Here is a 22,438-nt window from a genome sequence, read left to right as displayed (position 1 = left end):
ATGATCTCACTAAAAAGGAGAATCTGTGGCCGACAACGACGTGCGTCCACCCGACGGTGACTGGCTCGGGACGCCCTACCTGCGCTTCGAGCGGAAGGCGCCGTTCGCCCACGTGGTCGTCGACCGCCCCGAGGCCCGCAACGCGCTGAGCCCGTCGATGTACTTCGGCATCCGGTACGCGGTCCGGCACGTCGACGCCGACCCCGATCTGGCCGCGACGATCCTCACCGGCACCGGCAGCGTGTTCATCCCCGGCGGCGACCTCGGCAACAGCCCGGGCGACGCCTGGCTGCGCCCCGGGAACGTCGCCGGCGTCATCGACATCCTCCCGTTCGACGTGCTCCGGCAGAGCGTCAAGCCGGTCGTCTCGGCGGTCAACGGCATCTGTCAGGGCGGCGGCCTGCTGATTGCGCTCTGCTCCGACGTCGCCGTGGTCAGTGACCGGGCCACGTTCCGGGTGCCGGAACTGCTGCGCGGAATCTCCGACACCTACTTCGCGCAGCTCCTCGTCCGCCTGATCGGGCCGGTGCGGACCCGCGACCTGATGCTCACCGGGCGCTCGCTGAGCGCACCGGAGGCCGAAGACTGGGGCCTGGTCAGCCGGGTCGTGCCGCACGACGACCTGATCGACGCCGCCACCGAGGTCGCGGCCCAGTGCTGCCGCTCCGCTCCGGAGGCCCGGCGGGACACCAAGCGCGTCCTCGACCAGTACATGGGCCTCCAGGACCGGCTCGCGTTTTTCGACAGCCTCCAGCGGGAGGAGTCGCGCGAGGGTTTCCGCGCCTTCCTCGAGAAGCGCTCGCCGTCCTGGGTTCCGGAGGCCTTGAAAGTCAACGGCCGACTCTGAAAGGACCGACATGACCGTGTGCCCCGTCCACCTCCGCCGCTCCGCTCCTCGGTCGCTAGGGCTCCCTACGATGCTCACTTCGGAGGCGGCCTCATGACCGAAGCCGTCATCGTCAGCGCCGTACGGACGCCGATCGGGCGGTCGTTCAAGGGCACCCTCCGCGACACCTCGGCCGAAGCGCTGGCCACCGCCGTGGTGCGGGCCGCGGTCGAACGGTCCGGGCTCGATCCGGCCGACATCGACGACGTCATCCTGGCCGAGGAGCTGGCCGGCGGCGGCGACATCGCCCGGTACGCGGCGGTCGCCGCCGGACTGACGCACGTTCCCGGGCAGGCGATCAACCGGCACTGCGCGGGCGGCCTGGCCGCGGTGAGCAACGCGGCGGCCACCATCCGGGCCGGGATGGACCGCGTGGTCGTCGCCGGCGGCACCCATGCCCCGTCGATGAACCCCAAGCTCAGCTGGCGGGTGCCGGGCTCCGAGGAACCCCGCCTCGGCTTCGGCCCGACTTTCCCCTACTACGAGGGCGCGAACGACGACGTCGCGGTCGCGGTGGGCTGGAACGCGGCCCAGGAGGTCGGCATCACCCGCGAGGAGATGGACGCCTGGGCCAAGCGCTCGCACGACCGGGCGATCGCGGCCATCGACGCCGGCATCTTCGCTGACGAGGTCCTCCCGCTCGATGTCGTCGCCGGCGGCGAGAAGGTCAGGTTCGAGGTCGACGAGCACCCCCGCCGCGGCACCACGCTGGAGCAGCTGGCCTCACTCAAGCCGCTGCGCCCGGCGATCGAGGGCTTCAGCATCACCGCAGGCAACGCCAGTGGTATCAACGACGCCGCGGCCGCGCTCACGCTCGTGGCCGGAGACGTCGCTCGAGAACGCGGCCTGCGACCGCTGGCCCGGATCCGGTCCTGGGCCGCGGTAGGCGTCGAACCGCACCGTTGTGGCATGGGCGCGGTCGAGGTCATTCCCCGTGTGCTCGAACGGGCCGGTCTCGGGGTCGACGACATCGACCTCTGGGAAATCAACGAGGCGTTCGCCTCGACGCCGATCGCCGCCTGCCGCGTCCTCGGCATCGACGACGAGCGGGTCAACATCTACGGCAGCGGCTGCAGCCTGGGCCACCCGGTGGCCGCTTCCGGGGCCCGGATGCTCACCACGCTCGCGCACGAACTGCACCGGCGCGGCGGCGGGGTCGCGGTTGCCGCGATGTGTGCCGCCGGTGGCCAGGGCGGCGCCGTCGTCATCGAAGCTGTCTGAGAGGAGTTCCATGAAAGCCGCACGCTGTGAGGTCTACGGCGGGCCCGAGAACATCGTGATCCGCGACATCCCGGATCCCGTCGTGAAGCCCGGCCACGTGGTGGTCGACGTGGCCGCCGCCGCGATCAACTTCCCGGACCTGCTGTTCATCGCCGACAAGTACCAGATGTCGATCCCGGTGCCGTTCACCCCTGGTAACGAGTTCTCCGGCCGGATCGCCGAGGTCGGTGAGGGCGTCAGCGGGTTCGCAGTCGGCGACGCCGTCTACGGCTCCGTTCCGCAGGGTGCGATGGCTGAGAAGGCGTTGGTGGCGGTCGAAGCGCTGACCCTGGTGCCGGACGGCCTGTCGATGGTGGAGGCGGCGGCGTTCCGCGTCACCTACCTCACCGGTTACCTGTCCCTGGTCACGGCCGGGAACGTCCGGCCGGGACAGTGGGTGGTGGTGCTCGGCGCCGCCGGAGGGGTCGGCACCGCCACCGTCGACATCGCCACCCGCCTGGGGGCCCGGGTCATCGCGGCGGCCTCGTCCGACGACCGGCTGGCCGTCGCCAAGGAGCTCGGCGCGGAGGCAGGCGTCAACTACGCCACCGAGAACCTCAAGGACCGGATCAAGGAGATCACCGGTGGAGGCGCGGACCTGGTCATCGACCCGGTGGGTGACCGCTGGGCCGAGCCGGCGCTGCGCGCGATCACATGGGGCGGCACCTTCGTGACGCTGGGCTATGCCGGTGGCGAGATCCCACGGATTCCGCTCAACCTCGTGCTGCTGAAGAACGTCACGGTGCGGGGCCTGGAGCTGCGCACCTGGATCGCGCGGCTGCCCGAGGCGACCGCGGCCGCCAAGGCGGGCCTGGCCGAGCTGATCGCCGGCGGTCTGCGTCCTCGCGTCTCCGAGACCCATCCCCTGGACGACGTCGCGGTGGCGCTGCAGCGCGTCGCGGACCGGGTGCCGACCGGCAAGGTCGTCATCACGGTCACCGAAGGAGCCCGGAATGCCTGACGAGGTCCTGGTCGAGCGGCGCGACGGCGTCCAGATCATCACGATCAACCGCCCCGAGGTGAAGAACGCGGTCGACGGCAACACCGCCCGTCAGCTGATGGCCGCCGTCGACCAGCTCGACGCCGACGCCGAGCTGCGGGTCGGCGTCCTCACCGGGGCCGGGGGCTCGTTCTGCGCAGGCATGGATCTCAAGGCCTGGTTACGCGGCGACAAGCCGGTGATTCCCGGGCGCGGATTCGCCGGGATCACGATGACCCCGCCGCGCAAGCCGCTGATCGCCGCGGTCGAGGGGTACGCGCTGGCCGGGGGATTCGAGCTGATGCTGGCCTGCGACCTCGCGGTCGTGGCCGAGAACAGCCGGTTCGGGGTACCCGAGGTGAAGCGGTCGCTGGTGGCCGGCGGGGGCGCGGCCATGCTGCTGCCACGGCGGATTCCGTCCACCGTCGCGCTGGAGATGTTGCTGACCGGCGATCCGATCGGAGCCGAGCGAGCGGCAGCGCTCGGGCTGGTCAACCGGGTGACGCCGGTGGGCGGGGCACTCGACGGCGCGCTGGAGCTCGCGGCCACGATCGCCGCCAACGGCCCGCTCGCGGTCGCGGCGACCAAGGAGATTGCGAGCAAGCAGGCCGACTGGACGGTGACCGAGGGCTGGAAGATCCAGGCCGAGATCTACGGCCCGGTGATGGCATCCGACGACGCCCGCGAGGGCGCCGCGGCGTTTGCCGCCAAGCGGCCCCCGGTCTGGCGAGGTCGTTAGTCCCTGTCTCGCCGGTCGGCGCCGTCGCCGGGTGCGCTCCGGCGCACCCGTGCGGCAGGCGCGTGACTAGGCGAGCAGTGACACGATGCGCTCGTGGTGGTCGGACGGGGTGCCGTGGAGCACCTCGTCCACCTTCAGGCGGCGCAGGTAGAGGTGCAGGTCGTGCTCCCAGGTGAAGCCGACACCGCCGTGGGTCTGCAGCGCCTCGCCGGCGAGCCGGCTCATCGCCTCGGACGTGTAGGCCTTCGCGACGCTGGCCGCCAGCACACCGTCGGGAGCGCCCGCATCCAGCGCCATCGCGGCGTAGTAGATCGCGGCCCGGGCGCCCTTGATCGAGATCAGCATGTCCGCGGCCTTGTGTTTCACGGACTGGAAGGTGCCGAGCGGCTTTCCGAATTGCTCCCGGGTCTTCACGTGCTCGACCGTCCCCTCCAGCAGGCGCTCGCCGGCCCCGAGCGCGTCGGCGGCGGTGAGCACCGCCGCTGCGGCGAGCAGCCACTCCGCGTCCCCCAGAATCTGAGCGACGGGCACCCGTACCCCGGTGAGGGTGACCTCGTACCAGGCCCGGGTCTCGTCGAGCGTGAGCAGGCGACGCGCGTCGGCGAGCCCCGCTTCGACCAGAATCAGCGTGGGCGTCCCGGCGAGGTCGGCGGTGACCAGCAGCCAGTCGACGTCGTCGGCCGACTGCACCGCGGTCAGCCGGCCGTCCAGGGTCAGGACGTCGCTGCCGCGGGTGGCGCTGACCGCGCCGCTCACGGCGAGGCTCGCCCTGACGTCGCCCGCGGCGAGCGCTGCGGCCAGCTTGCCGTCGCCTCGGCCCGCGGCCGGCGCCGAGGCCTCTCGCGCGCCGTTGCGGGCGGTGGGCGCGGACGGCCCTCCAGGGCCGCGCGCGGCGATCAGCGCCACCAGGGCGGACTCCGCGATCGGTCCGGGTGCCACTGCACGACCGAGTTCCTCGGCGACCAGGCAGAGCTCGACCAGCCCCTGCTCGACGCCACCGAATTCCTCCGGAACCGCAAGCCCGATCCATCCCAGCTCGACGCCACGCCGCCACAGATCCTGGTCGCGTCGGTCGGCCAGCATCGTGCGGGAAACTTCGCGCAGCATGGTCTGCTCGTCACTGAGTTCGAAGTCCACGAGGTATATGATCTAACTCTTTACACTTGATTGGCAAGGGAGCCGGGATGGCCGAGAAGTACGACACGGTGCTGTTTGACGTGGCCGACCACATCGCCACGATCACGCTGAACCGGCCGGAGCGGCTCAACTCCTTCAACCAGACGATGATCAACGAGTTCCGCGATATCTGGGCCCGGGCCCGCGCCGACGACGACATCTTCGTGCTGATCCTGCGCGCGGCCGGCGACCGGGCGTTCTGCACCGGCGTCGACACCACCGAAGGCATCCACATGCCGGACGACGTCTGGCAGAAGAACGACCCGGGGCGGGGCCTGGGCCCGAAGCAGAACAAGGTCTGGAAGCCGCTGATCGCCGCCGTGCACGGCATGGTCGCCGGTGGGGCGTTCTACTGGCTCAACGAGGCCGACATCGTGATCGGCGCCGACGACGCGACGTTCTTCGACCCGCACGTCAGCTACGGCCTGACGTCGGCGCTGGAGCCGATCGGGCTCGCCCGGCGGATTCCGCTGGGCGAGGCGCTTCGCTGGGCGCTGCTCGGGCTGGACGAGCGGATGTCGGCCGAGCGGGCCCGGGAGATCGGGCTGCTCTCCGAGCTGGTGCCGTACGAGCGGCTCTGGGACCGGGCCGACCAGCTCGCCCGGATCATCGCGGCCAAGCCCGCGGTCTCCATCCAGGGCACGGTCAAAGCGATCTGGGAGACGCTCGACCTGGAGCGCGAGACCGCCCAGGCCGTCGGCCTCAACTACACGACGCTCGGCAACCCGATCGGCAAGGCACAGGTTGCCAGGGAGGGCTTCGTGAAGCCCACCTGGCACCTGCGCTGACTCAGGCGAGCCGGGTGATCTCGGCCGCTAGCAGCTCGTCGAGGCTGTCGGCGGGCGGCTGGGGGAGATCGACCGGCGCGCTGCGGGTCGGGAGCAGCACTACGGCCGTGCCCGGCGTCGTGGTCTCGCCGCGCTGGTTGGTGCAGCTCACCTCGAGGTGCACCTCGTTGCGACCGTCGACCTGCCGTTTGTCGGTCACCCGGCCGTGCACCCAGGTAGTGTCGCCGATGTAGTTGAACTTGCGGTGCTCGCACCGGAGCCGGAACAGCCAGCCCTCGTCACCCATCCAGTCGGTGAGCGCGTGGGTCAGCCAGGTCTCGCGCATCGCGCCGTAGTCGTAGCTCATCGGGATGCCCAGCTCGCGGGCCCGTTCCGGCTCCCAGTGCAGGCGCTGCACGGTGTCCGGAACGTTGCGGGCGTTCGGCGGATAGAGCCCGGGCGCCTTGCGGCGGATCTTCCGCGAGATCCCGAACGCTCCGGGCGGCGTCAGCTGCATGCCCCAGCCGACGTGCCAGACGACGACGTCGGTGACGAGCAGCGGGCCCTTCACCCGAGGCTGGATCTCCTCGCCGACCACCACGTCCTCGAAGTACCGCGGCTCGCTGCCCCGGCGCGTTTCGGCATCGTAGGCCGCATCGATCTCGGCGAGCTGCGCCGGCGTGTACGGCGGGAATTCCGGCGCGGACTTTTCCCGGGATCCGTGCCGCTCGGCATTGATCCAGGTCCCGCGCTGGAGGGCGACGACCTGCCCGGCGCCGTTGGCGAACAGGAAGTCGTTGGTGACGTGGGCCGTCCGCCCGCCGAATCGGCTCGCCTTCTCCTCGACGCCGACCTGTGCCCGCAGCATCCGGCACCGATCGCCGGCCCGGAGCGGCCGGTAGTACTCGAACTCCATCACGGCCTGGTATGAGCCCAGCCCGGCGAACGGATCACCCTTGAGCAGCTGTTTCTGCGCCGGCGTCGGATCCGGGGCGGCGTTCTCGCCCATGCAGTAGAGGAAGTTCGGCGGCGCGATCAGCCCACCCCAGCGTGTCTTGCGACCGTAGTCGGAATCGCAGTACAGCGGGTTGTCGTCGCCGTAGCCGTAGGCGAAGTGCCGGGTCGCGTCGACGTGGACCTCGGTGATGTGCGGCGGACGCAGGCGCTGCGGCACGCCGATCCGCTGCCGCGACCGGGCGAAGGCCTCGTCGGTGAGGACCCCGAAGGTGGTGGTCACGCTTTCCTCCCTGCGCGGAAGATCTGTTCGCGGACGATCGCGCGGCTGATCTTCATCGACGGTGTGCGGGGTAGCTGGTCAACGATCTTGAGCTCGACCGGGCGCTGGTAGCGGGTGAGCCGCTGGGCCAGGAACTCCAGGAGCTCGTCCTCGGTCGCCGGGCCCGTGAGCGTCACCGCGACGACCGGTACTTCGCCCAGCCGGACGTGCGGAACACCGACCGCCGAGGACTCGTCGACGGCCGGGTGCTCGGCCAGCGCGTCCTCGATGACGCTGGGCGGGATCTTGAACCCACCGCGGTTGATCGCGTCGTCGGCGCGGCCGTGGATGAACAGGAATCCGTCCTCGTCGAGCGAGGCGAGGTCAGTGGTCCGCACCCAGGAGCCGTCGTCGGACAGTTGCCCGCCGCGGGCCTCGAGCAGCCCGACTTGCCCGGTCGGGCGCAGGTCACCGTTCTGCGGGTCCACGATCCGCAGCTCGACGCCCGGGTGTGCGCGCCCCGCGCTGCCGCGTTTGCGAGCACCCCACTCGCGCTTGGCTTTCAGGCTCCAGCCGGCGATCGCGCCGGCGAACTCCGTCGCCCCGTAGACCCCGAGGACCGGTACGCCGTAGCGCTCCTCGAACGCGTCCGCGAGGTCCGGCGGCAGCGGGGCGGTGCCGGAGCCGACCGCGGAGACGCTCTCGAAGACCTCACGGGGCAGTTCGGCGTTGAGCACCATACGCAACGCGGTCGGCGCCAGCCGGACGTAACCCGGCCGGTGCTCCCGCACGAGCTCGACCCAGTCGTCGACATCGAACTTCTCCAGCAACGCGACCCCACGGCCCTCCAGGGCGTGGGCGATCACGAAGTAGAGGCCGCTGATGTGCGCCAGCGATGCCCAGAGGATGGCCGGGCGGTTGTAGAGGCGTGGCTCCTGGGCGTCGTCGACCGGGGTGCCCGCGGCGCGGAACGCTGCCACCATCTTCGGGTAGGTGAGCTCGACCCGCTTCGGCCGGCCGGTGGTGCCGCTGGTCATCATCAGCACGGCGACGCCGCCGGTCGGCTTGAGCGCCGGAGCCGGCAGCCAGCTCACCGGGTGGCTCACCAGCGCGCGCTCGACACCGGCGCACACCGGCACGGCGCCGACGCTCTCGGCCGCCGCGGTCACCGCCTCGCGACTCCAGTCGTCCGTGTCCGCGATCAGCACGTCTGGCGCCTGGTCGATGATGTCCTCGGCCAGTCCGACGTCGCCCAGGTGCGGGCTGAGCGTGACGACCGACCGGCCCGTCGCGATCGTGGCGACCACGGCGGACAGCTGAGCCGGGCGGTTGCGGAGGACGATCCCGACCCGCTTGGCGTCCGGAAAACCGGCCAGCAGGGTGTCGAGGTCGGCGATGGCGTCGGCGTAGTACGACCACGGGAAGCTGCGTCCCTGGAAGGTCAGGGCGGTCGCACCGGGATCAACGGCCAACACGCCGCGGATGCGGCGGGCCATCAAGGTCCGCGCGTCGTCCTCCGCGGAACCAGCTGCGTCAGAGGTGGTCATGCCGGCCTTTCAGTCTGGTCGACTGGGTTCGATTATAGTGTAATGAGATAACTAATCTAAGTCGATTCGTCCGAGCGGGTGATGAGGTCGAGATGCTCCTCAACGAAGAAGAACGCGCGTTGCGCGACTCGGTACGGTCCTTCCTCGAGAAGAAGGTCGCCCCGGTCGTCGCCGGGCACGAGCGCGCCCGCACGTTCCCGTGGGAGTTACTGCCGCAGCTCTACGAGTTCGGCTACGTCCGGGGTGGCGTTCCGGAGGCTCTGGGCGGCGACGAGCTGCCGATGATGATGCAGGCCATCCTCATGGAGGAGGCCGGTCGCTGCTGGGGCTCGCTCCGCACGACGGTCAACGTTCAGGGCATGGTCGCCCGGACGCTGGCCGCGACGGCGAACGAGGAACAACGTGCGCGCTTCCTCGACCCGCTGCTGGCCGGGCGTCGCTTCGGCTGGTTCGGCCTCACCGAGCCCGAGGCCGGGTCCGACGCCGGGTCGCTGCGGACGACCGCCCGGGCCAAGGGCGACGGCTACGTGATCAACGGCAGCAAGCTGTACATCACCAACGCCCTGGGCAGCGACTTCGGCATTCTCTTCGCCCGCGTGATCGGTGCCGAGGGCACCGACCACGGCGTGACCGCGCTGCTGGTCGAGAAGGACGAGTCCGACTTCGGGGTGTCCGACATCCCGCACATGCCGCTGCGCTCCACCACCTCCTGCGAACTGTCGTTCCAGGACACGTACGTTCCGGCGGAGAACGTCTTGGGCGCGCTCGGCGGCGGGCTGGGGCTGGGGATGAAAGCGATCAACGCCGGGCGGCTGAACATGGCGATGGGCGCCGTCGGGCTCTCCCAGGCCTGCCTGGAGGCGTCGATCACGTTCTGCCGGCAGCGCGAGCAGTTCGGCAAGGCGCTCGCGGGCTTCCAACTCGTGCAGCAGATGGTGGTCGAGATCGCCACGATCACCGAGACGTCCCGGCTGCTCGGCTACCACGCCGCGCGCGCCATCGACGCCGGTGAGCCGGGCCGGTACGAGTGCTCGATGGCCAAGCTCTACTGCGGCGAGTCGGCGGGCCGGGCCGCGACCCTGGCGATCCAGCTGCACGGCGGGGCCGGGCTGATGGAGGAGTCCCCGGTCGAGCGCTACTTCCGGGATGCGCGCGAGGCCACGATCCCCGAGGGCACCAGCCAGATGCAGATCCTGCATCTGGGCAAGGCGCTGCTCGGCCAATCCGCCCTGCGATGACAGCCGCCCTGCGCTGAGAGGAGTTCTCTTGTCCGACGCGGTTCTCGTCCACCAAGACGGTGCAGTTCTCGTTCTGACGATCAACCGTCCCGCGCAGCGCAACGCCGTCAACGGCGCGGTCTCGCGGGAGATCGCGGACGCCCTCGACCGGCTCGAGTCCAGCCCGGACCTGCGGGTGGGCATCCTCACCGGCGCCGGCGGCGTCTTCAGCGCGGGCATGGACCTCAAGGCGTTCGCCGCCGGCGAGACGATCGCCGACCCGGTGCGCGGCTTCGCCGGGCTGGTCAAGCGTCCGCCGACCAAACCGCTGATCGCCGCGGTTGAGGGCTGGGCGCTCGGCGGCGGGTTCGAGATCGTGCTCTCCTGTGACCTGGTCACGGCCGGCAGTGGCGCGCGCTTCGGCTTACCCGAGGTCCGCCGCGGCCTGGCCGCTCGGGGCGGCGGCGTCTTCCGGCTGCCCCGGGTCCTGCCGCGCGCGGTCGCGCTGGAGCTGATCATGACCGGCGCTCCGTTCGACGCCGAACGGGCGGCCCACTTCGGCCTGGTCAACCGCCTGGCCGACGAAGGCGGCGCGCTGTCCGCCGCGCAGGAACTCGCAAAAATGATCGCCGAGTCGGCGCCACTGTCGGTGCGCGCCTCGAAGAAGGTCGCGATCGAGTCGGCGGACTGGCCGATCGACGACGGCTTCGACCGGCAGAGCGCGATCCTCGACCCGGTTTTCGCGTCGGAGGACGCCACGGAGGGTGTCGCGGCGTTCCGGGAGCGGCGGGCCCCGGTTTGGAAAGACGCATGACGCAGGCCCTCGGCGACGTCACGGTCGTCGCGCTCAGCGCGATGGGGCCGGTGCCGTTCGCGACCATGCTGCTCGCCGATCTCGGCGCCCGGGTGATCCGGGTCGATCGCGTCAACGGGGCAGGCGGCGTCACCGGTCTGCCGCTGGAGGACGACCCGCGGACGCGGGGTCACCAGGGTATCGGGATCGACGTCCGCAGCCCGGCCGGCCGCGCCACCCTGCTGCGGCTGCTGGACACCGCGGACGTGTTCCTGGAAGGGATGCGCCCCGGCGTCGCCGAACGGCTGGGCCTCGGCCCGGACGACCTCGACCCCGCGCTGATCTACGGACGCGCGACCGGCTGGGGCCGGACCGGCCCGCGGGCCCTGCGCGCCGGCCACGACATCAACTACGCCGGCTTGGCCGGTGGCCTCTATCCGCTCGGGCCGGGAGAGCTGCCCCCGGTGCCCCCACTCAACCTGCTCGCCGACTTCGGCGGCGGCGGTGCCTACCTGGCGCTGGGTGTGCTGGCCGCGCTGCACCAGCGCGCCTCCACCGGCACCGGCCAGGTTGTCGACGCGGCGATGGTCGACGGCGTCGCGAACCTCACCACGATGATGCACGGCATGCTCGCCGCCGGGCTCTGGAGCAATGAGCGGCAGGACAACCTGCTCGACGGTGCGGCCCCGTTTTATCGCACGTACCGGACCGCCGACGGTGGCTTCGTGGCGGTGGGTGCGCTGGAGCCGCAGTTCTACCGGCTGCTCCTGGAGACTCTCGGGCTCGACCCGGCGGACTGGCCCCAGCACGACCGCTCCCGGTGGCTCGCGCTGGAAAAAGAGCTGGCCTCGATCTTCGGCACGAAAGCCCGCGCCGACTGGGAGACGATCTTCGACCCGCTCGACGCCTGCGTGACGCCGGTGCTCAGCCTGGCCGAGGCCGCGTCCTCGCCGGAGCTGCGGGAACGGGCCACGTTCGTCGACTGGGACGGCGTCCCGCAGCCGGCGCCGGCCCCTCGATTGTCGGCTTCCCCGGCGACGGAAAAGCCGCGCGGCGGTCACTGCAGCCACACCGACGAGATTCTGACCGGCCTTGGGCTCACCGCTCCGGAGCTGGCCGAACTTCGCGCCCAGAACGCGATCGCCTGACGGATGGAGGACTCGATGCCGGAGAACGAGCACGCGGGCAAGGTCGCCCTGATCACCGGTGGCGGCCGCGGCTTCGGCAAGGCGTTCGGTGCGGCGCTGACCGCGCTCGGCGCGCACGTCGTCCTCGCCGACGTCGACGGCGAGGCGGCGAGCGAAGCCGCGGCCGAACTCAACGGTAAGGGTGGCAGCGCGACCGGGGTCGCCTGCGACGTGACCGACGAGGCCAGGGTCGGCGAGGTGGTGGCCGAGATCGTCGGCGCCCACGGCGGCCTGGACATCCTGATCAACAACGCCGGGCTGCACTCGGCCGCTTATAACAAGCCCAGCGTGGAACTCGGCGTCGAGCGCCTGCGCCGGCTCTTCGACGTCAACGTGATGGGCGTCGTCGTCTGCACGCTGGCGGCCGCGGACGCGATGCGCGGCCGGCTCGGCGCGAGCATCGTCAACCTCTCGTCGTCGGCGTCGTACCCCAACCGCACGGCCTACGGGGTCTCGAAGCTCGCCGTGCGCGGCCTGACCGCGCAGTTCGCCCACGAGTTGGGGCGCGAGGGCATCCGGGTGAACGGGATCGCGCCCGGGCTGATCTTCACCGACACACTGCGGGCCGAACTTCCCGAGTCCGAGGTGGCGCGGGTCATGAGCGGCCAGGTTCTGTCCCGGGAAGGCGCGGAGACGGACATCGTCGAGGCGTTGCTCTACCTGGTCTCCCGCCGGGCGTCGTTCATCACCGGCGAGACCCTCCGGGTCTCCGGCGGCTTCACGCTTTCCGTCTGAAAGGAGCTACACCGTGCGCGATGCTGTGATCGTCGAGGCGGTACGGACGCCGATCGGCCGGCGCAATGGTTCGCTGAAGGGCGTCCACCCGGTCGACCTGGCCGGCGAGGTACTCCGCGCTCTGGTCGAGCGCGCGCAGGTGGCGCCCGACCTCATCGAGGACGTGATCCTCGGCTGCGTCACCCAGATCAGCGACCAGTCGACGAACGTGGGACGGCTGTCGGTGCTGGCCGCAGGCTGGCCGGAGTCGATTCCCGGCGTCACGCTGGACCGAGCCTGCGGATCGAGCCAGCAGGCCGTCCACTTCGCGGCCGCCAGCGTGATCGCCGGCCACTACGACCTGGTCGTGGCGGGTGGGGTCGAGTCGATGAGCCGGGTGCCGATCGGCTCCGCGCGGGCGATCGGCGAACCGTTCGGCCCCCGGGTGCGCCAGCGCTACCAGCGCGACAGCTTCAGCCAGGGTCTGGGCGCCGAGGACATCGCCCGGCGCTGGAAGCTCTCTCGCGAGCAACTGGACGATCTCGCCTACGAGTCGCACCAGCGGGCGATCGCGGCCATCGACTCGGGGGCGTTCGACGGGCAGGTGCTGCCGATCGAGGGGCTCAAGGCCGACGAGGGCATCCGGCGGGAAACGACGCCGGAGAAGCTCGCCGCGCTCAAGCCCGCGTTCCGGCCCGACGGCGTGATCCACGCGGGCAACAGCTCGCAGATCTCCGACGGCGCCGCCGCGCTGCTGATCACGACCAGCGAGCGCGCCGCCGAGCTGGGCCTGCGCCCGATCGCGCGCTTCCACACCGGAGCCGTGGCCGGGGACGACCCGGTCACGATGCTCACCGGTCCGATCCCCGCCACCGCCAAGCTGCTCAAGCGGGCCCGCCTGACGATCGGCGACATCGGCGTGTACGAGGTGAACGAGGCGTTCGCGAGCGTGCCGCTGGCCTGGGAGATCGAGACCGGCGCCGACCACGCCAAGCTCAACCCGCTCGGCGGGGCGATCGCGGTGGGTCACCCGCTCGGGGCCTCCGGCGCGATCTTGATGACCCGAATGATCAATCACATGCGTGACCAGGGCATTCGTTACGGCTTGCAGACGATGTGCGAGGCGGGCGGCATGGCCAACGCGACGATCCTCGAACTGCTCTAGGAGCCTCCATGCGCCTCGATTCCGTTTCCGCCTTCGTCACCGGCGGTTCGTCCGGCCTCGGCCTGGCCACCGTTCGCCGCCTGCTCGCGGCCGGCGCCCGGGTCGGCATCGCCGATCTCAACCCCCCGGAGGACGGCGCGCTGCTCGGCTCCGTCGTGTACGCCAAGACCGACATCGCCGACGAGGCTTCGACCGTCGCTGCCCTCGACGCCGCCGAGGAGGCGCACGGCCCGATCCGCGCGGTCGTGCACTGCGCCGGCCGCGGTGGCGACCGGGTCCGGATCCTCGACCGGGACGGTGAGCCGGGCTCGCTGGACACGTTTGCCGAGGTCATCCGGGTCAACCTGGTCGGTACCTACAATGTGCTCCGGCTGGGCGCGGCCCGGATCTCGAAGGCCGAGCCGGTCGACGGGGAACGCGGCGCGATCGTGCTGACCGCGTCGGTCGCGGCGTTCGACGGCCAGATCGGCCAGACCTCGTACACCGCGGCGAAGGCCGGGGTCCACGGCATCACGCTGGTCGCGGCCCGTGACCTGGCGAGCCGGCTGATCCGGGTCAACACGATCGCTCCGGGAGTGTTCGACACCCCGATGCTGGCCCGGCTACGCCCGGACATCCGGGAGGCCCTGGAGCGTACGGTGCCGCACCCGAGCCGACTCGGCGCACCGGACGACTACGCCCACATCGCGGTGACCCTGCTGGAGAACAGCTACGTCAACGGCGAGACGATCCGCCTGGACGGCGGCATCCGGATGGCGCCCCGCTGATGGCCACGGACCGGAAGGTCGCGTTCATCACCGGTGTCGCCCGCGGCCAGGGCCGCGCGCATGCGGTGAAGCTCGCCTCGGCCGGGTTCGACGTCGTCGGCCTCGACATCTGCGCCGACATCCCGACGATGGACTACTCCAACGCCACACCGGACGATCTGGCGACGACCGTCAAGGAGGTCGAGGCCGCGGGCGGGCGGATCGTCGTGGAAGTCGGTGACGTGCGCAGCTACGACGACCTGCGCCGAGCGCTCGCCGCCGGGCTCGACCGGTTCGGCCGGGTCGACGTCCTGATCGCCAACGCCGGCATCATCAGGCTCTCGCCCGACGGCGATCGCGACCGGACCTGGGTCGACATCATCGACGTCAACCTGACCGGCGTCTGGCGGACGATCGAAGTCGTGCTCCCGGCGATCCGGGCCGGCGGACGCGGTGGGTCGATCGTCCTCACGAGTTCATCGGCCGGGCTGAAGGGGACCGGGACCGACAAGGCCGGCGCTCTCGCCTACACCGCGGCCAAGCGGGGTCTGGTCGGTCTGATGCAGTCGCTGGCCAACGAGTACGCCGCGGAGATGATCCGGGTGAACACGATTCACCCGACCGGGGTCGCGTCCGGGATGACGACCAGCGCGGTGATGGAGCAGCTGATGGCCGAGGCCGCGCGGGGAGAGAACAACACGATCAGCCGGATGCAGAACGCCCTGCCGATCTCGGTGCTGCAGCCCGAGGACATCGCCAACGCGGTCGCCTGGCTGGTCTCCGACGAGGCGGCCTACCTCACCGGTGTGCAACTACCACTCGACGCCGGGTTCGCGATCCGATGAGCGCGCCCGAGGTACGGCTGCGGTACGGCGCCAAGGCGCTGACCGAGGGGTGAACTCGCGGACGAGAACTTCGTCGAGCCGACGGTGTCCGTCCTAGGAGAATAGTTCGACGACGGCTTTGTTCTTCAGATCGTCCTTGAGCAGGTACTGGCCGGCGGCCTCCATGTGCGCCCGCCAGTGCCGCTCGGCATGGTCGGGTTGGTGGTCACGGATCAGCCCGACGAACTTCTCGTAGGACGTGATCAGTCGCTGGTAGCGCTCCGGGGTGTCGGCCGCGCCGTACCCCTGGACCCGGGTGCGTGTGTGCGTGCGGACGATGTCCTGCAGCACGGCGCCCTGGATGGCCAGCGTCTTGTTGCCCGAACGCTGCACGATCAGCTCGTGGAAGCGCCCGGTGAGCGCGGTCCACACGTCCGGGTCCGGCACGAACGTCTCGCGGGCGGCCAGCTCGGTCCGCAGCGCCTCGATCACCTCGGCGAGGTCGGCCAGATCTTGCTCGTCCCGGCGCGCGGCCAGCAGGCGGGCGCAGGCGGGCTCGGAGACCATCCGGGCCTGGTAGACGTCCTCGATCGTCGTGCCTTGGATCTGCAGGAGCAGTCCGAGTGCTCGCACGGTCACCGACAGGTCCGGCATCATGACCTGCGCTCCGCCCCGGCTGCCGCGGCGCACGCTGATCAGCGACTCGGCCTCCAGAATGCGGAACGCCTCGCGCAACGTCGGCCGTGAGACGCCGAACTGCTCCATGAGCTGGGTCTCGGGCGGCAGCGTCTGCCCTGGCTGCAGTTCGCCGCGCACGACCTGGCCGCGCAGGTGTGTGGCGATGATCTCGGCCGTCTTCGGGGCGCGCACAAGGACGCCGACCCGCGCTGCGGAGTCGTTGGTGACGCTCATCGCGCTCCTTAACCGGTAGTTACCTTTGAATAGCATACCTATTGCTCGAATTTACCCGACCCCTTGGCTTAGATTCAGTGAACTGATTAAATTAATTTGGACGTGGGAAGCGCAGCGACGAGCCGAGGAGTGGCCGATGGCGGTCATGCCGATCGAGTGGGGCAAGGTGCGGGAGTACGCCCGGGCAACCGGCGCGGACCGTCCCGTCTACCTCGACGATCCGAAAGCGCCGATCCCGCCGACATTCCTTTCGACGGTCGTGTACTGGACCACCATCGGCCGCACGCTGCGGGCCCCGGAGGTGGCCGAGGCCTGCGCCGAGGCCGGAATCGAGCCCGGCTACGGCACACTGCTCTCGCTGGAGCAGGAGTACGTCTTCCCCGGTCCTCCCCCGCGCGCGGGGGAATCGCTGTACGCCTCAGAGCGCCTGCGAGACGTCCGGGTGAAGCAGACCCGGCAGGGTCCGATGGTGATGGTCCGGTTCGTCGTGTCGTTCCACGACGACGACGGGGAGCTTCGCGCGGAATGTCTCTACACCTCGGCCTACCTCCGGAAGGAGAAGTCATGACCGATCTCCCCGAGCGGACGTTCGGACCGATCACGATGACCGACATCGTCCGATACCAAGGCGCCAGCGGTGACCTCAACCCGATGCACCACGACGACGAGCAGGCCCGGGCGTCGGGCTACCCCGCGGCGTTCAGCGTGGGGATGCTCGCGGCCGGGTGGCTGGCCACCTACTGCACCGAGCACCTCGGCGAGGAGAACGTCCGGCGCTTCCGCACGCGGTTCACGAAAGTCGTCTACCGGGGCGCGGAGCTGACCGCGTCGGCCGAGGTGGTGCGGTACTTCGACCAGGATCACGAGCGACGTGTCGAACTCGCCGTCCGCATGCGCGACGACGACGGCGCGCTGGTGGTCGACGGCACGGCGGAGTTCGCGGTGGCCGGCTGATGGCGGTTCGCCAGGCGTACGCCGACCCCGCACTGCTCGCCGACCTGACCGAGCGGATGGTGGTTCCGCTGCAGGGCTGGCGCCCCGACGCCAAGGTGCTCGACGTCCGCCCGCTGACCGGCGGCAACTCGAGCCTCACGTTCCTGGTCGACCTGGGTGGCGTGGCGGAGAACGAGACCCCGATCGTGCTGAAGGTCGCTCCGCCGGGACTGGAGCCGGTCCGCAACCGCGACGTGCTGCGGCAGGCCCGCCTGCAGGCCGCGTTACGCGCGGCGGGGCGGCCGCCGGCACCGGCCGTCCTGTTCACCGACGCCGGTGCGCCGCCGTTCATGGCCATGAACTTCGTCCCGGGGGAGTGCGTCGAGCCGATCCTCCGGCCGGTGGACGAGCGCCCCGCACCCGGCGTGGTGCGGGACCGCTACCTGGCCGCGGCCCGGGCGCTGGGCGATCTGCACGAGATCACCCCCGCATCGGTCGGCGCCGGCGACGAACCGGTGATCGATCTCCGGACCGAGATCGGTCGGTGGACGCGAGCGTTCGGGACGCTTCCCCCGGAGATGCAGGGAAACTTCGAACGCGCCGGCGACGCGCTTCTAGCGACCGTTCCCGAGCCGCTTCCTCCGGTACTCACCCACGGCGACTACCGGCTGGGCAACACACTCTGCGAGGCCGACCGGCTCGAGGCGATCATCGACTGGGAGATCTGGTCGGTCGGCGACCCCCGCGTCGACCTGACCTGGTTCCTGTTCTTCACCGACGACGCCGGCCACCTGGCGGCCGAGCCCGGGCCGCCGGCGGGCACGCCGACCCAGGCCGAGCTGGTCCGCGAGTACGAACGGCACCGCGGAGTGACCGTGCCTGACCTGGAGTGGTTCCACGCGCTCACCCGCTACAAGGAGGCCGCGGCCACCGGTCTGCTGCTCAAACGCGCGGCCAAGCACGGCTTTCAGGTGAACCCGGCAATGGCCCGGATGGGCCCGGTACTGCCGGATCTCGTCGAGGAGGTACTGGAGATGGTGGGCCGCTGATGCGTACCGGAACGAGTGAGCGCCCCGATCTGCCGGTCGCCTTGGTCATCGGCGGCGGGGGCATGGGTATGTCCGCCGCGCGCCGGCTGGGCCAGTCCCACCGGCTCGTCGTGGCCAGCCAGTCCGCGTCCAAGAACCCGGAGCGGGCGGCCTCCCTGCGCGCCGACGGGATCGACGCCGAGGTCGTGAGCTGTGACATCACGGATCCAGCGGCCGTCGCGGCGCTGATGAAGACGGTGGCCGACCGGGGCCGGCTGCGGACGCTCGCGCACGTCGCCGCACTCTCGCCGTCGGGCGGGGACTGGCGGGCGCTGCTGCGGGTGAACCTGGTCGGCGCCACGCTCATGGAGCGGAACACGCTGGACCTGGCCGGGCCGGGCACGGCGGCGGTGTTCGTCTCCTCCAGCGCCGGGCACCTCGCGCAGCCGCCGGACCCTGCAGTCGTCGAGGTGCTCGACGACCCGCTGGCACCGGAGTTTCTGACCCGGCTGGAGGAACTGGTCGCTGAGCACACGCCGCTGCAGGCTTACCGGCTGTCGAAGTACGCACTCAACCGGATGTGCCGGCGCCGGGCGGCGGAGTGGGGCGCGAAGGGCGCTCGGATCGTGTCGATGTCACCCGGGCCGATCGACACCCCGATGGGCGCGGCCGAGCTGCAGGGCCCGAGCCGGCAGATCAAGCTCGACCTGCTCGGCCGTTCGCCGATGGGGCGCGAGGGAACGATGGTCGAGACCGCTGACGCGATCGAGTTCCTCACCTCGGATCGCGCGTCGTACATCACCGGCACTGACCTCCTGGTCGACGGCGGCCTGACCGCGGCGACCAAGAACTTCTGACGGGGCTGTCATGACCGATACCGCTGGCACAGGCCCGCTGGCCGGGCTCGTCGTGATCGACCTCTCGACCACGCTGGCCGGTGCCCAGGCGACCCAGTTCCTCGCCGACTCCGGCGCCGACGTCGTGTTCGTCGAGCCACCCGGCGGCAGCGTGCTGCGGAAGAACCCGGGCTGGCCGGGTCTGCTCCGCGGCAAGCGCAGCATCACGCTGGATCTCGATTCGGACGGCCACGTCCTCGACGGGTTGCTGGCGCGGGCCGACGTGGCCGTCGCGACGATGTCACCGGCCGAGGCCCAGCGGGCCGGATACACCGCGGACCGGCTCGCCGAGCGGTACCCACGGCTGGTCGCAGCGCTGATCACCGGCTGGGGTACCTCCGGGCCGTGGGCGCACTACCGGAGCGACGAGTCGCTGGTGTTCGCGAAAACCGGCGTCTTCCACTCCAAGCGTCAGCTGACGACCGGACCGGAACCGGCGTTCGTGACGGTGCCGTACGGGTCGTTCTCGGCCGCGCACGCCGCCGCGCAGGGGATTCTCGCCGCGCTGATCGAGCGCGACCGCAGCGGCCGCGGGCAACTCGTCGAATCCGATCTGGTCACCGCGGTCGGGGCCCTCGACGCCTACAACTGGTTCTACGAGCTCGTGCTCAAGCGGTATCCGGGTGCGTTCCGGCCGGCCGACGCGGGCTTCGACGACGATGGCCGGCCGCAGACGAAGCTGCTGTACGCCTTACTGATCGCGCCGACCGCCGACGGGGTCTGGCTGCAGTTCGCGCAGTCGGCGCCGCGCCTCCAGCAGGCACAGCTGGCGGAGCTCGGGCTGGCCGAGGAGGTCGCGGACCCGAAGTGGGCCGGATATCCGATGCTGCCGACGCCGGAGCTGCGGACCGAGTGGTGGGACAAGATGCTCAGCCGGGTCGGGGAGCGGACCAGGGCGGAGTGGGACGCGACGTTCGCCCGGAACCCGGACGTCTTCGGTGAGCAGTTCCGGACCCCGGACCAGGCGTTGGAGCACCCCCAGATCGTGGCCGAGGGCCGCGTGGTGACGATCGACGACCCGGACCTGGGCCCGATCCGCCAACCGTCGACCCTCGTGCACACCGCCGAAGGCCCCCTGACCGGGCTCCGCCGCGCCCCCCGCCCGGGCGAACACACCGCAGAGCTCCGGCAACTGGCCACCGGCCCGATCGAGACTCCGGACATCCGTGCGCAGGCGGATGCCGGGCATCCGCTCTCCGGCGTCACGATTCTGGAGCTCGGGGCGATGTTCGCCGGGCCGTACGGCGCGACCGTGCTCACCGACCTGGGGGCGCGGGTGATCAAGATCGAGCCGCTCGACGGCGACCTCATCCGCAACATCCTCGCCTACCCCGAGGCCGGCGGGGCCAAGGTTCTGCAGGGCAAGGAGAGCGTCGCGCTCGACCTCCGGACCCCGGAGGGGCTTCGGGTCCTTTACGGCATCGCGGCCCGTTGCGACGCGGTGCTCCAGTGCTTCCGCGGTGGGGTGGCGGCCCGGCTGGGGGTCGACGAGGCCTCGCTCAAGGCGATCAACCCGGACCTGGTCTACGTGAACGCCACCGGGTACGGCCTCGGCGGCCCGTACGGCCGCAAACCGGCGTACGCGCCCTCGATCGGCGCGGCGAGCGGCGTCGCCCTCGTCGACGCTCAGGTCCGGGCCGACAAACCCGCCGACCGGGAGGATCTGCGGGCCCGGGCCCGCAAGCTCTACGCCGGGGGAGCGGTTCCGGCCGTGCAGGCCGACGGGCTGGCGGCGATGGGGGTCGCCTCCGCGCTGATCCTCGGCCTGTACGCCAAACGGCGGGGCATCTCCTACACCGACTTCGGCGTGACGATGCTCGGCTCCGCGAGCCAGGCGCTGATCTCGTACAACACCCGGTACGCGGGGCGCCCGGACTCACCGGCCGCCGACCCCGACCTGCTCGGCACCGGCCCGCTGCACCGCATGTACCGGGCCGCCGACGGCTGGATCTTCCTCGCCGCCGACGCCCCCACCGACTGGGCCTGCCTCGTCGCGACGCTCGGCACGCCGTCCGTCGCCGGCGGCGGTGCGGTGTCCGGCGGCGCCCCCGGCCTCGACGACGCGCGCTTCGCCACGGCGGAGTCGCGCGCCGCACACGCCGGCGAGCTCGGCGACGTGCTCAGCGGGATCTTCGCCACGCAACCCAAAGGCCACTGGGAGGCCGAGCTCAGCGCGCGGGATCTGGGGTGCGTGGTGGTGGCGCAGGAGCCGGCCGAGCGGCACATGCAGAGCGACGAGTTCGCCGCCGCGGGCTACACGGCCGACGCGGTCAGCCCGATCTTCGGGGAACACCGGCGGCTCGCGCCGCTGAACCGATTCTCCCGATCGCGCACGAAGCCCGACGCCGGCTGCACGCTCGGCCAGCACACCGACCAGATTCTGCGCGAAAGCGGCTACAGCGAGGCCCGAATCGCCGAACTCCGCGAGCAGAAAGTCATCTCGTGAGCGTCCATGTCCCCGCCGAGCTCGCCACGAGAGGCCCAGGGCCCTCCGCCCCGCCCCGGCGCCGCGGCTCGATCCGCCGCACGAGCACGATCGACGCCACGTTCCCGGACGGCCTGGGCGGCGAAACGATCCTCGAGGGCCGAGCCCGCGACCTCCTCACCCGGGACGACGGCACCATCACAGTGACCGCCGAGGCTGTCCTGCACGCGCGGCTCGACGAAAAGCGGCGGATCCTGCAGATCGAATCCTCGCCGGAACTTCCGCGACTCACCGAACTCGTCGGCGAATCCGCCATGGGCGGCCACCGCCGCCGCCTGGCCGGGCTCACCACCGCCGACGGCTCCCCGTTACATCTCCTGCTCGACGACCTGCCGGGCGCGACGCTCGTCTCCCAAGCCGCCTTCCAGTCCTGGCTCGGCCTGGACGAGTACCTGAACGCCAAACTCGACGTCCGCCAACGGATCATGCGCGACGTCTGCAGTGGCTATCAGGACGGCTCCGAGGCCCTGCACCCCGACGGCACACTGCGCTGGGACAACCAGCGCCGCGAACCCGCCCGCCCCCTCGACGACGTCGGCGACCCCGAAGCCTGGCACGAACTACGAAACCCCACCGGCATCGCCATGCGCCGGGCCCGCCGCACCGACGTCTGGAACGCCACCGAAATAGACGCCTTCTTCCAGGACTCCTCCACCCTCCCCACCGGCGGCCGCCAGGCGATCCACGAATACCAGCTCACCGCCGAAGCCACGAACGGCGTCCTCCGTAGCGTCCACCCGATTGCGCGGGTGCTGCCCTACCTGGAGTGCCCGCTCGCGGTCCCGCGGACCGGAGACCTCATCGGACGCGAGCTGGCTGAGCTGCGGACGACCGTGCTGCGCGACCTGGCCGGTGCAGCCGGCTGCACCCACCTCAACGACATGCTGCGTTCCCTCGCGGACGTCCCGGTCCTGCAACGCACCCTAGACAGTTAAATCAGTTAGTGATTTAGTCGACGTATTCCACGC

General features: G+C 70.9%; 22 protein-coding genes. 18 read left to right on the top strand and 4 right to left on the bottom strand.

Features of this window, described 5'->3' with window-relative positions:
• Positions 1 to 25 precede the first annotated feature (25 nt).
• The 4 genes from ACGFY5_RS16020 to ACGFY5_RS16005 all read left to right on the top strand — a co-directional run bounded on the left by ACGFY5_RS16020 (position 26) and on the right by ACGFY5_RS16005 (position 3,864).
• On the top strand, positions 26 to 847 hold the full coding sequence (locus tag ACGFY5_RS16020; RefSeq protein WP_392720396.1) for an enoyl-CoA hydratase/isomerase family protein: 822 nt from the start codon (positions 26 to 28) through the stop codon (positions 845 to 847).
• A gap of 93 nt (positions 848 to 940) precedes the next feature.
• On the top strand, positions 941 to 2,107 hold the full coding sequence (locus ACGFY5_RS16015; protein ID WP_392720394.1) for a thiolase family protein: 1,167 nt from the start codon (positions 941 to 943) through the stop codon (positions 2,105 to 2,107).
• A 10-nt stretch (positions 2,108 to 2,117) separates the two neighbouring features.
• A complete protein-coding gene (locus ACGFY5_RS16010; RefSeq protein WP_392720392.1) occupies positions 2,118 to 3,107 on the top strand; it encodes an NADPH:quinone oxidoreductase family protein in 990 nt (329 codons plus the stop codon).
• Positions 3,100 to 3,864 carry a crotonase/enoyl-CoA hydratase family protein gene (locus tag ACGFY5_RS16005; protein ID WP_392720391.1) on the top strand — a complete coding sequence of 255 codons (765 nt, stop codon included), beginning with the start codon at positions 3,100 to 3,102 and terminating at the stop codon, positions 3,862 to 3,864. The genes ACGFY5_RS16010 and ACGFY5_RS16005 overlap by 8 nt, the downstream gene beginning before the upstream one ends.
• Positions 3,865 to 3,930: 66 nt before the next feature.
• On the opposite strand, the gene ACGFY5_RS16000 is transcribed toward ACGFY5_RS16005, so the two are convergent.
• The gene (locus ACGFY5_RS16000) at positions 3,931 to 5,001 is read right to left on the bottom strand and encodes an acyl-CoA dehydrogenase family protein (protein WP_392720389.1); all 1,071 of its coding nucleotides are present in this window, start codon (positions 4,999 to 5,001) and stop codon (positions 3,931 to 3,933) included.
• A gap of 47 nt (positions 5,002 to 5,048) precedes the next feature.
• Between ACGFY5_RS16000 and ACGFY5_RS15995 the strand changes: the two genes are divergently transcribed.
• The gene (locus ACGFY5_RS15995) at positions 5,049 to 5,828 is read left to right on the top strand and encodes an enoyl-CoA hydratase/isomerase family protein (protein ID WP_392720387.1); all 780 of its coding nucleotides are present in this window, start codon (positions 5,049 to 5,051) and stop codon (positions 5,826 to 5,828) included.
• 1 nt (position 5,829) lies between these two features.
• Here the strand turns inward: ACGFY5_RS15995 and ACGFY5_RS15990 are convergent, their stop codons facing one another.
• The gene (locus ACGFY5_RS15990) at positions 5,830 to 7,044 is read right to left on the bottom strand and encodes a MaoC family dehydratase N-terminal domain-containing protein (protein WP_392720384.1); all 1,215 of its coding nucleotides are present in this window, start codon (positions 7,042 to 7,044) and stop codon (positions 5,830 to 5,832) included.
• The gene (locus ACGFY5_RS15985; RefSeq protein ID WP_392720382.1) at positions 7,041 to 8,570 is read right to left on the bottom strand and encodes a class I adenylate-forming enzyme family protein; all 1,530 of its coding nucleotides are present in this window, start codon (positions 8,568 to 8,570) and stop codon (positions 7,041 to 7,043) included. The genes ACGFY5_RS15990 and ACGFY5_RS15985 overlap by 4 nt, the downstream gene beginning before the upstream one ends.
• 92 nt (positions 8,571 to 8,662) lie before the next feature.
• On the opposite strand from ACGFY5_RS15985, the gene ACGFY5_RS15980 reads away from it, so the two are divergent.
• The 7 genes from ACGFY5_RS15980 to ACGFY5_RS15950 are packed head-to-tail and all read left to right on the top strand — an operon-like array spanning position 8,663 to position 15,237.
• The gene (locus ACGFY5_RS15980; protein ID WP_392720380.1) at positions 8,663 to 9,808 is read left to right on the top strand and encodes an acyl-CoA dehydrogenase family protein; all 1,146 of its coding nucleotides are present in this window, start codon (positions 8,663 to 8,665) and stop codon (positions 9,806 to 9,808) included.
• A gap of 28 nt (positions 9,809 to 9,836) precedes the next feature.
• Positions 9,837 to 10,601, top strand: a complete 765-nt coding sequence (locus ACGFY5_RS15975; protein ID WP_392720379.1) for a crotonase/enoyl-CoA hydratase family protein — start codon at positions 9,837 to 9,839, stop codon at positions 10,599 to 10,601.
• A complete protein-coding gene (locus ACGFY5_RS15970) occupies positions 10,598 to 11,728 on the top strand; it encodes a CaiB/BaiF CoA transferase family protein (protein WP_392720377.1) in 1,131 nt (376 codons plus the stop codon). Before ACGFY5_RS15975 ends, ACGFY5_RS15970 begins: the two co-directional genes overlap by 4 nt.
• A 15-nt stretch (positions 11,729 to 11,743) precedes the next feature.
• Positions 11,744 to 12,502 (top strand): SDR family NAD(P)-dependent oxidoreductase, encoded by a 759-nt coding sequence (locus ACGFY5_RS15965; RefSeq protein WP_392720375.1) that lies wholly within the window; start codon positions 11,744 to 11,746, stop codon positions 12,500 to 12,502.
• Positions 12,503 to 12,515: 13 nt separating this feature from the next.
• Positions 12,516 to 13,646, top strand: coding sequence for a thiolase family protein (locus ACGFY5_RS15960; protein WP_392720374.1), 1,131 nt, complete (start codon positions 12,516 to 12,518; stop codon positions 13,644 to 13,646).
• Between the two features lie 8 nt (positions 13,647 to 13,654).
• Positions 13,655 to 14,413: an SDR family oxidoreductase gene (locus ACGFY5_RS15955; RefSeq protein ID WP_392720373.1), complete on the top strand. Its 759-nt coding sequence runs from the start codon at positions 13,655 to 13,657 to the stop codon at positions 14,411 to 14,413.
• Positions 14,413 to 15,237: a mycofactocin-coupled SDR family oxidoreductase gene (locus ACGFY5_RS15950; protein WP_392720372.1), complete on the top strand. Its 825-nt coding sequence runs from the start codon at positions 14,413 to 14,415 to the stop codon at positions 15,235 to 15,237. Before ACGFY5_RS15955 ends, ACGFY5_RS15950 begins: the two co-directional genes overlap by 1 nt.
• A gap of 93 nt (positions 15,238 to 15,330) precedes the next feature.
• On the opposite strand, the gene ACGFY5_RS15945 is transcribed toward ACGFY5_RS15950, so the two are convergent.
• Positions 15,331 to 16,128 (bottom strand): FadR/GntR family transcriptional regulator, encoded by a 798-nt coding sequence (locus ACGFY5_RS15945; RefSeq protein WP_392720370.1) that lies wholly within the window; start codon positions 16,126 to 16,128, stop codon positions 15,331 to 15,333.
• Positions 16,129 to 16,264: 136 nt separating this feature from the next.
• Between ACGFY5_RS15945 and ACGFY5_RS15940 the strand changes: the two genes are divergently transcribed.
• Genes ACGFY5_RS15940 through ACGFY5_RS15915 form a run of 6 tightly spaced genes read left to right on the top strand, consistent with a single transcriptional unit; the run spans position 16,265 to position 22,405 of the window.
• A complete protein-coding gene (locus tag ACGFY5_RS15940) occupies positions 16,265 to 16,696 on the top strand; it encodes a MaoC family dehydratase N-terminal domain-containing protein (protein WP_392720368.1) in 432 nt (143 codons plus the stop codon).
• Complete coding sequence (locus tag ACGFY5_RS15935) at positions 16,693 to 17,082, top strand: MaoC/PaaZ C-terminal domain-containing protein (RefSeq protein WP_392720366.1); 390 nt, start codon at positions 16,693 to 16,695, stop codon at positions 17,080 to 17,082. The genes ACGFY5_RS15940 and ACGFY5_RS15935 overlap by 4 nt, the downstream gene beginning before the upstream one ends.
• Positions 17,082 to 18,110 (top strand): phosphotransferase family protein, encoded by a 1,029-nt coding sequence (locus ACGFY5_RS15930; RefSeq protein ID WP_392720365.1) that lies wholly within the window; start codon positions 17,082 to 17,084, stop codon positions 18,108 to 18,110. Before ACGFY5_RS15935 ends, ACGFY5_RS15930 begins: the two co-directional genes overlap by 1 nt.
• Positions 18,110 to 18,946, top strand: coding sequence for an SDR family oxidoreductase (locus ACGFY5_RS15925; protein ID WP_392720363.1), 837 nt, complete (start codon positions 18,110 to 18,112; stop codon positions 18,944 to 18,946). Before ACGFY5_RS15930 ends, ACGFY5_RS15925 begins: the two co-directional genes overlap by 1 nt.
• Before the next feature lie 10 nt (positions 18,947 to 18,956).
• On the top strand, positions 18,957 to 21,431 hold the full coding sequence (locus ACGFY5_RS15920) for a CoA transferase (protein ID WP_392720362.1): 2,475 nt from the start codon (positions 18,957 to 18,959) through the stop codon (positions 21,429 to 21,431).
• The gene (locus tag ACGFY5_RS15915; protein ID WP_392720361.1) at positions 21,428 to 22,405 is read left to right on the top strand and encodes a DUF2889 domain-containing protein; all 978 of its coding nucleotides are present in this window, start codon (positions 21,428 to 21,430) and stop codon (positions 22,403 to 22,405) included. Before ACGFY5_RS15920 ends, ACGFY5_RS15915 begins: the two co-directional genes overlap by 4 nt.
• Positions 22,406 to 22,438: the final 33 nt, after the last annotated feature.

Source organism: Cryptosporangium sp. NPDC048952 (assembly GCF_043197895.1).
In the GTDB taxonomy this organism is placed as follows: Bacteria; Actinomycetota; Actinomycetes; order Mycobacteriales; family Cryptosporangiaceae; genus Cryptosporangium.
This window is presented reverse-complemented; position numbering and strand designations above follow the sequence as displayed.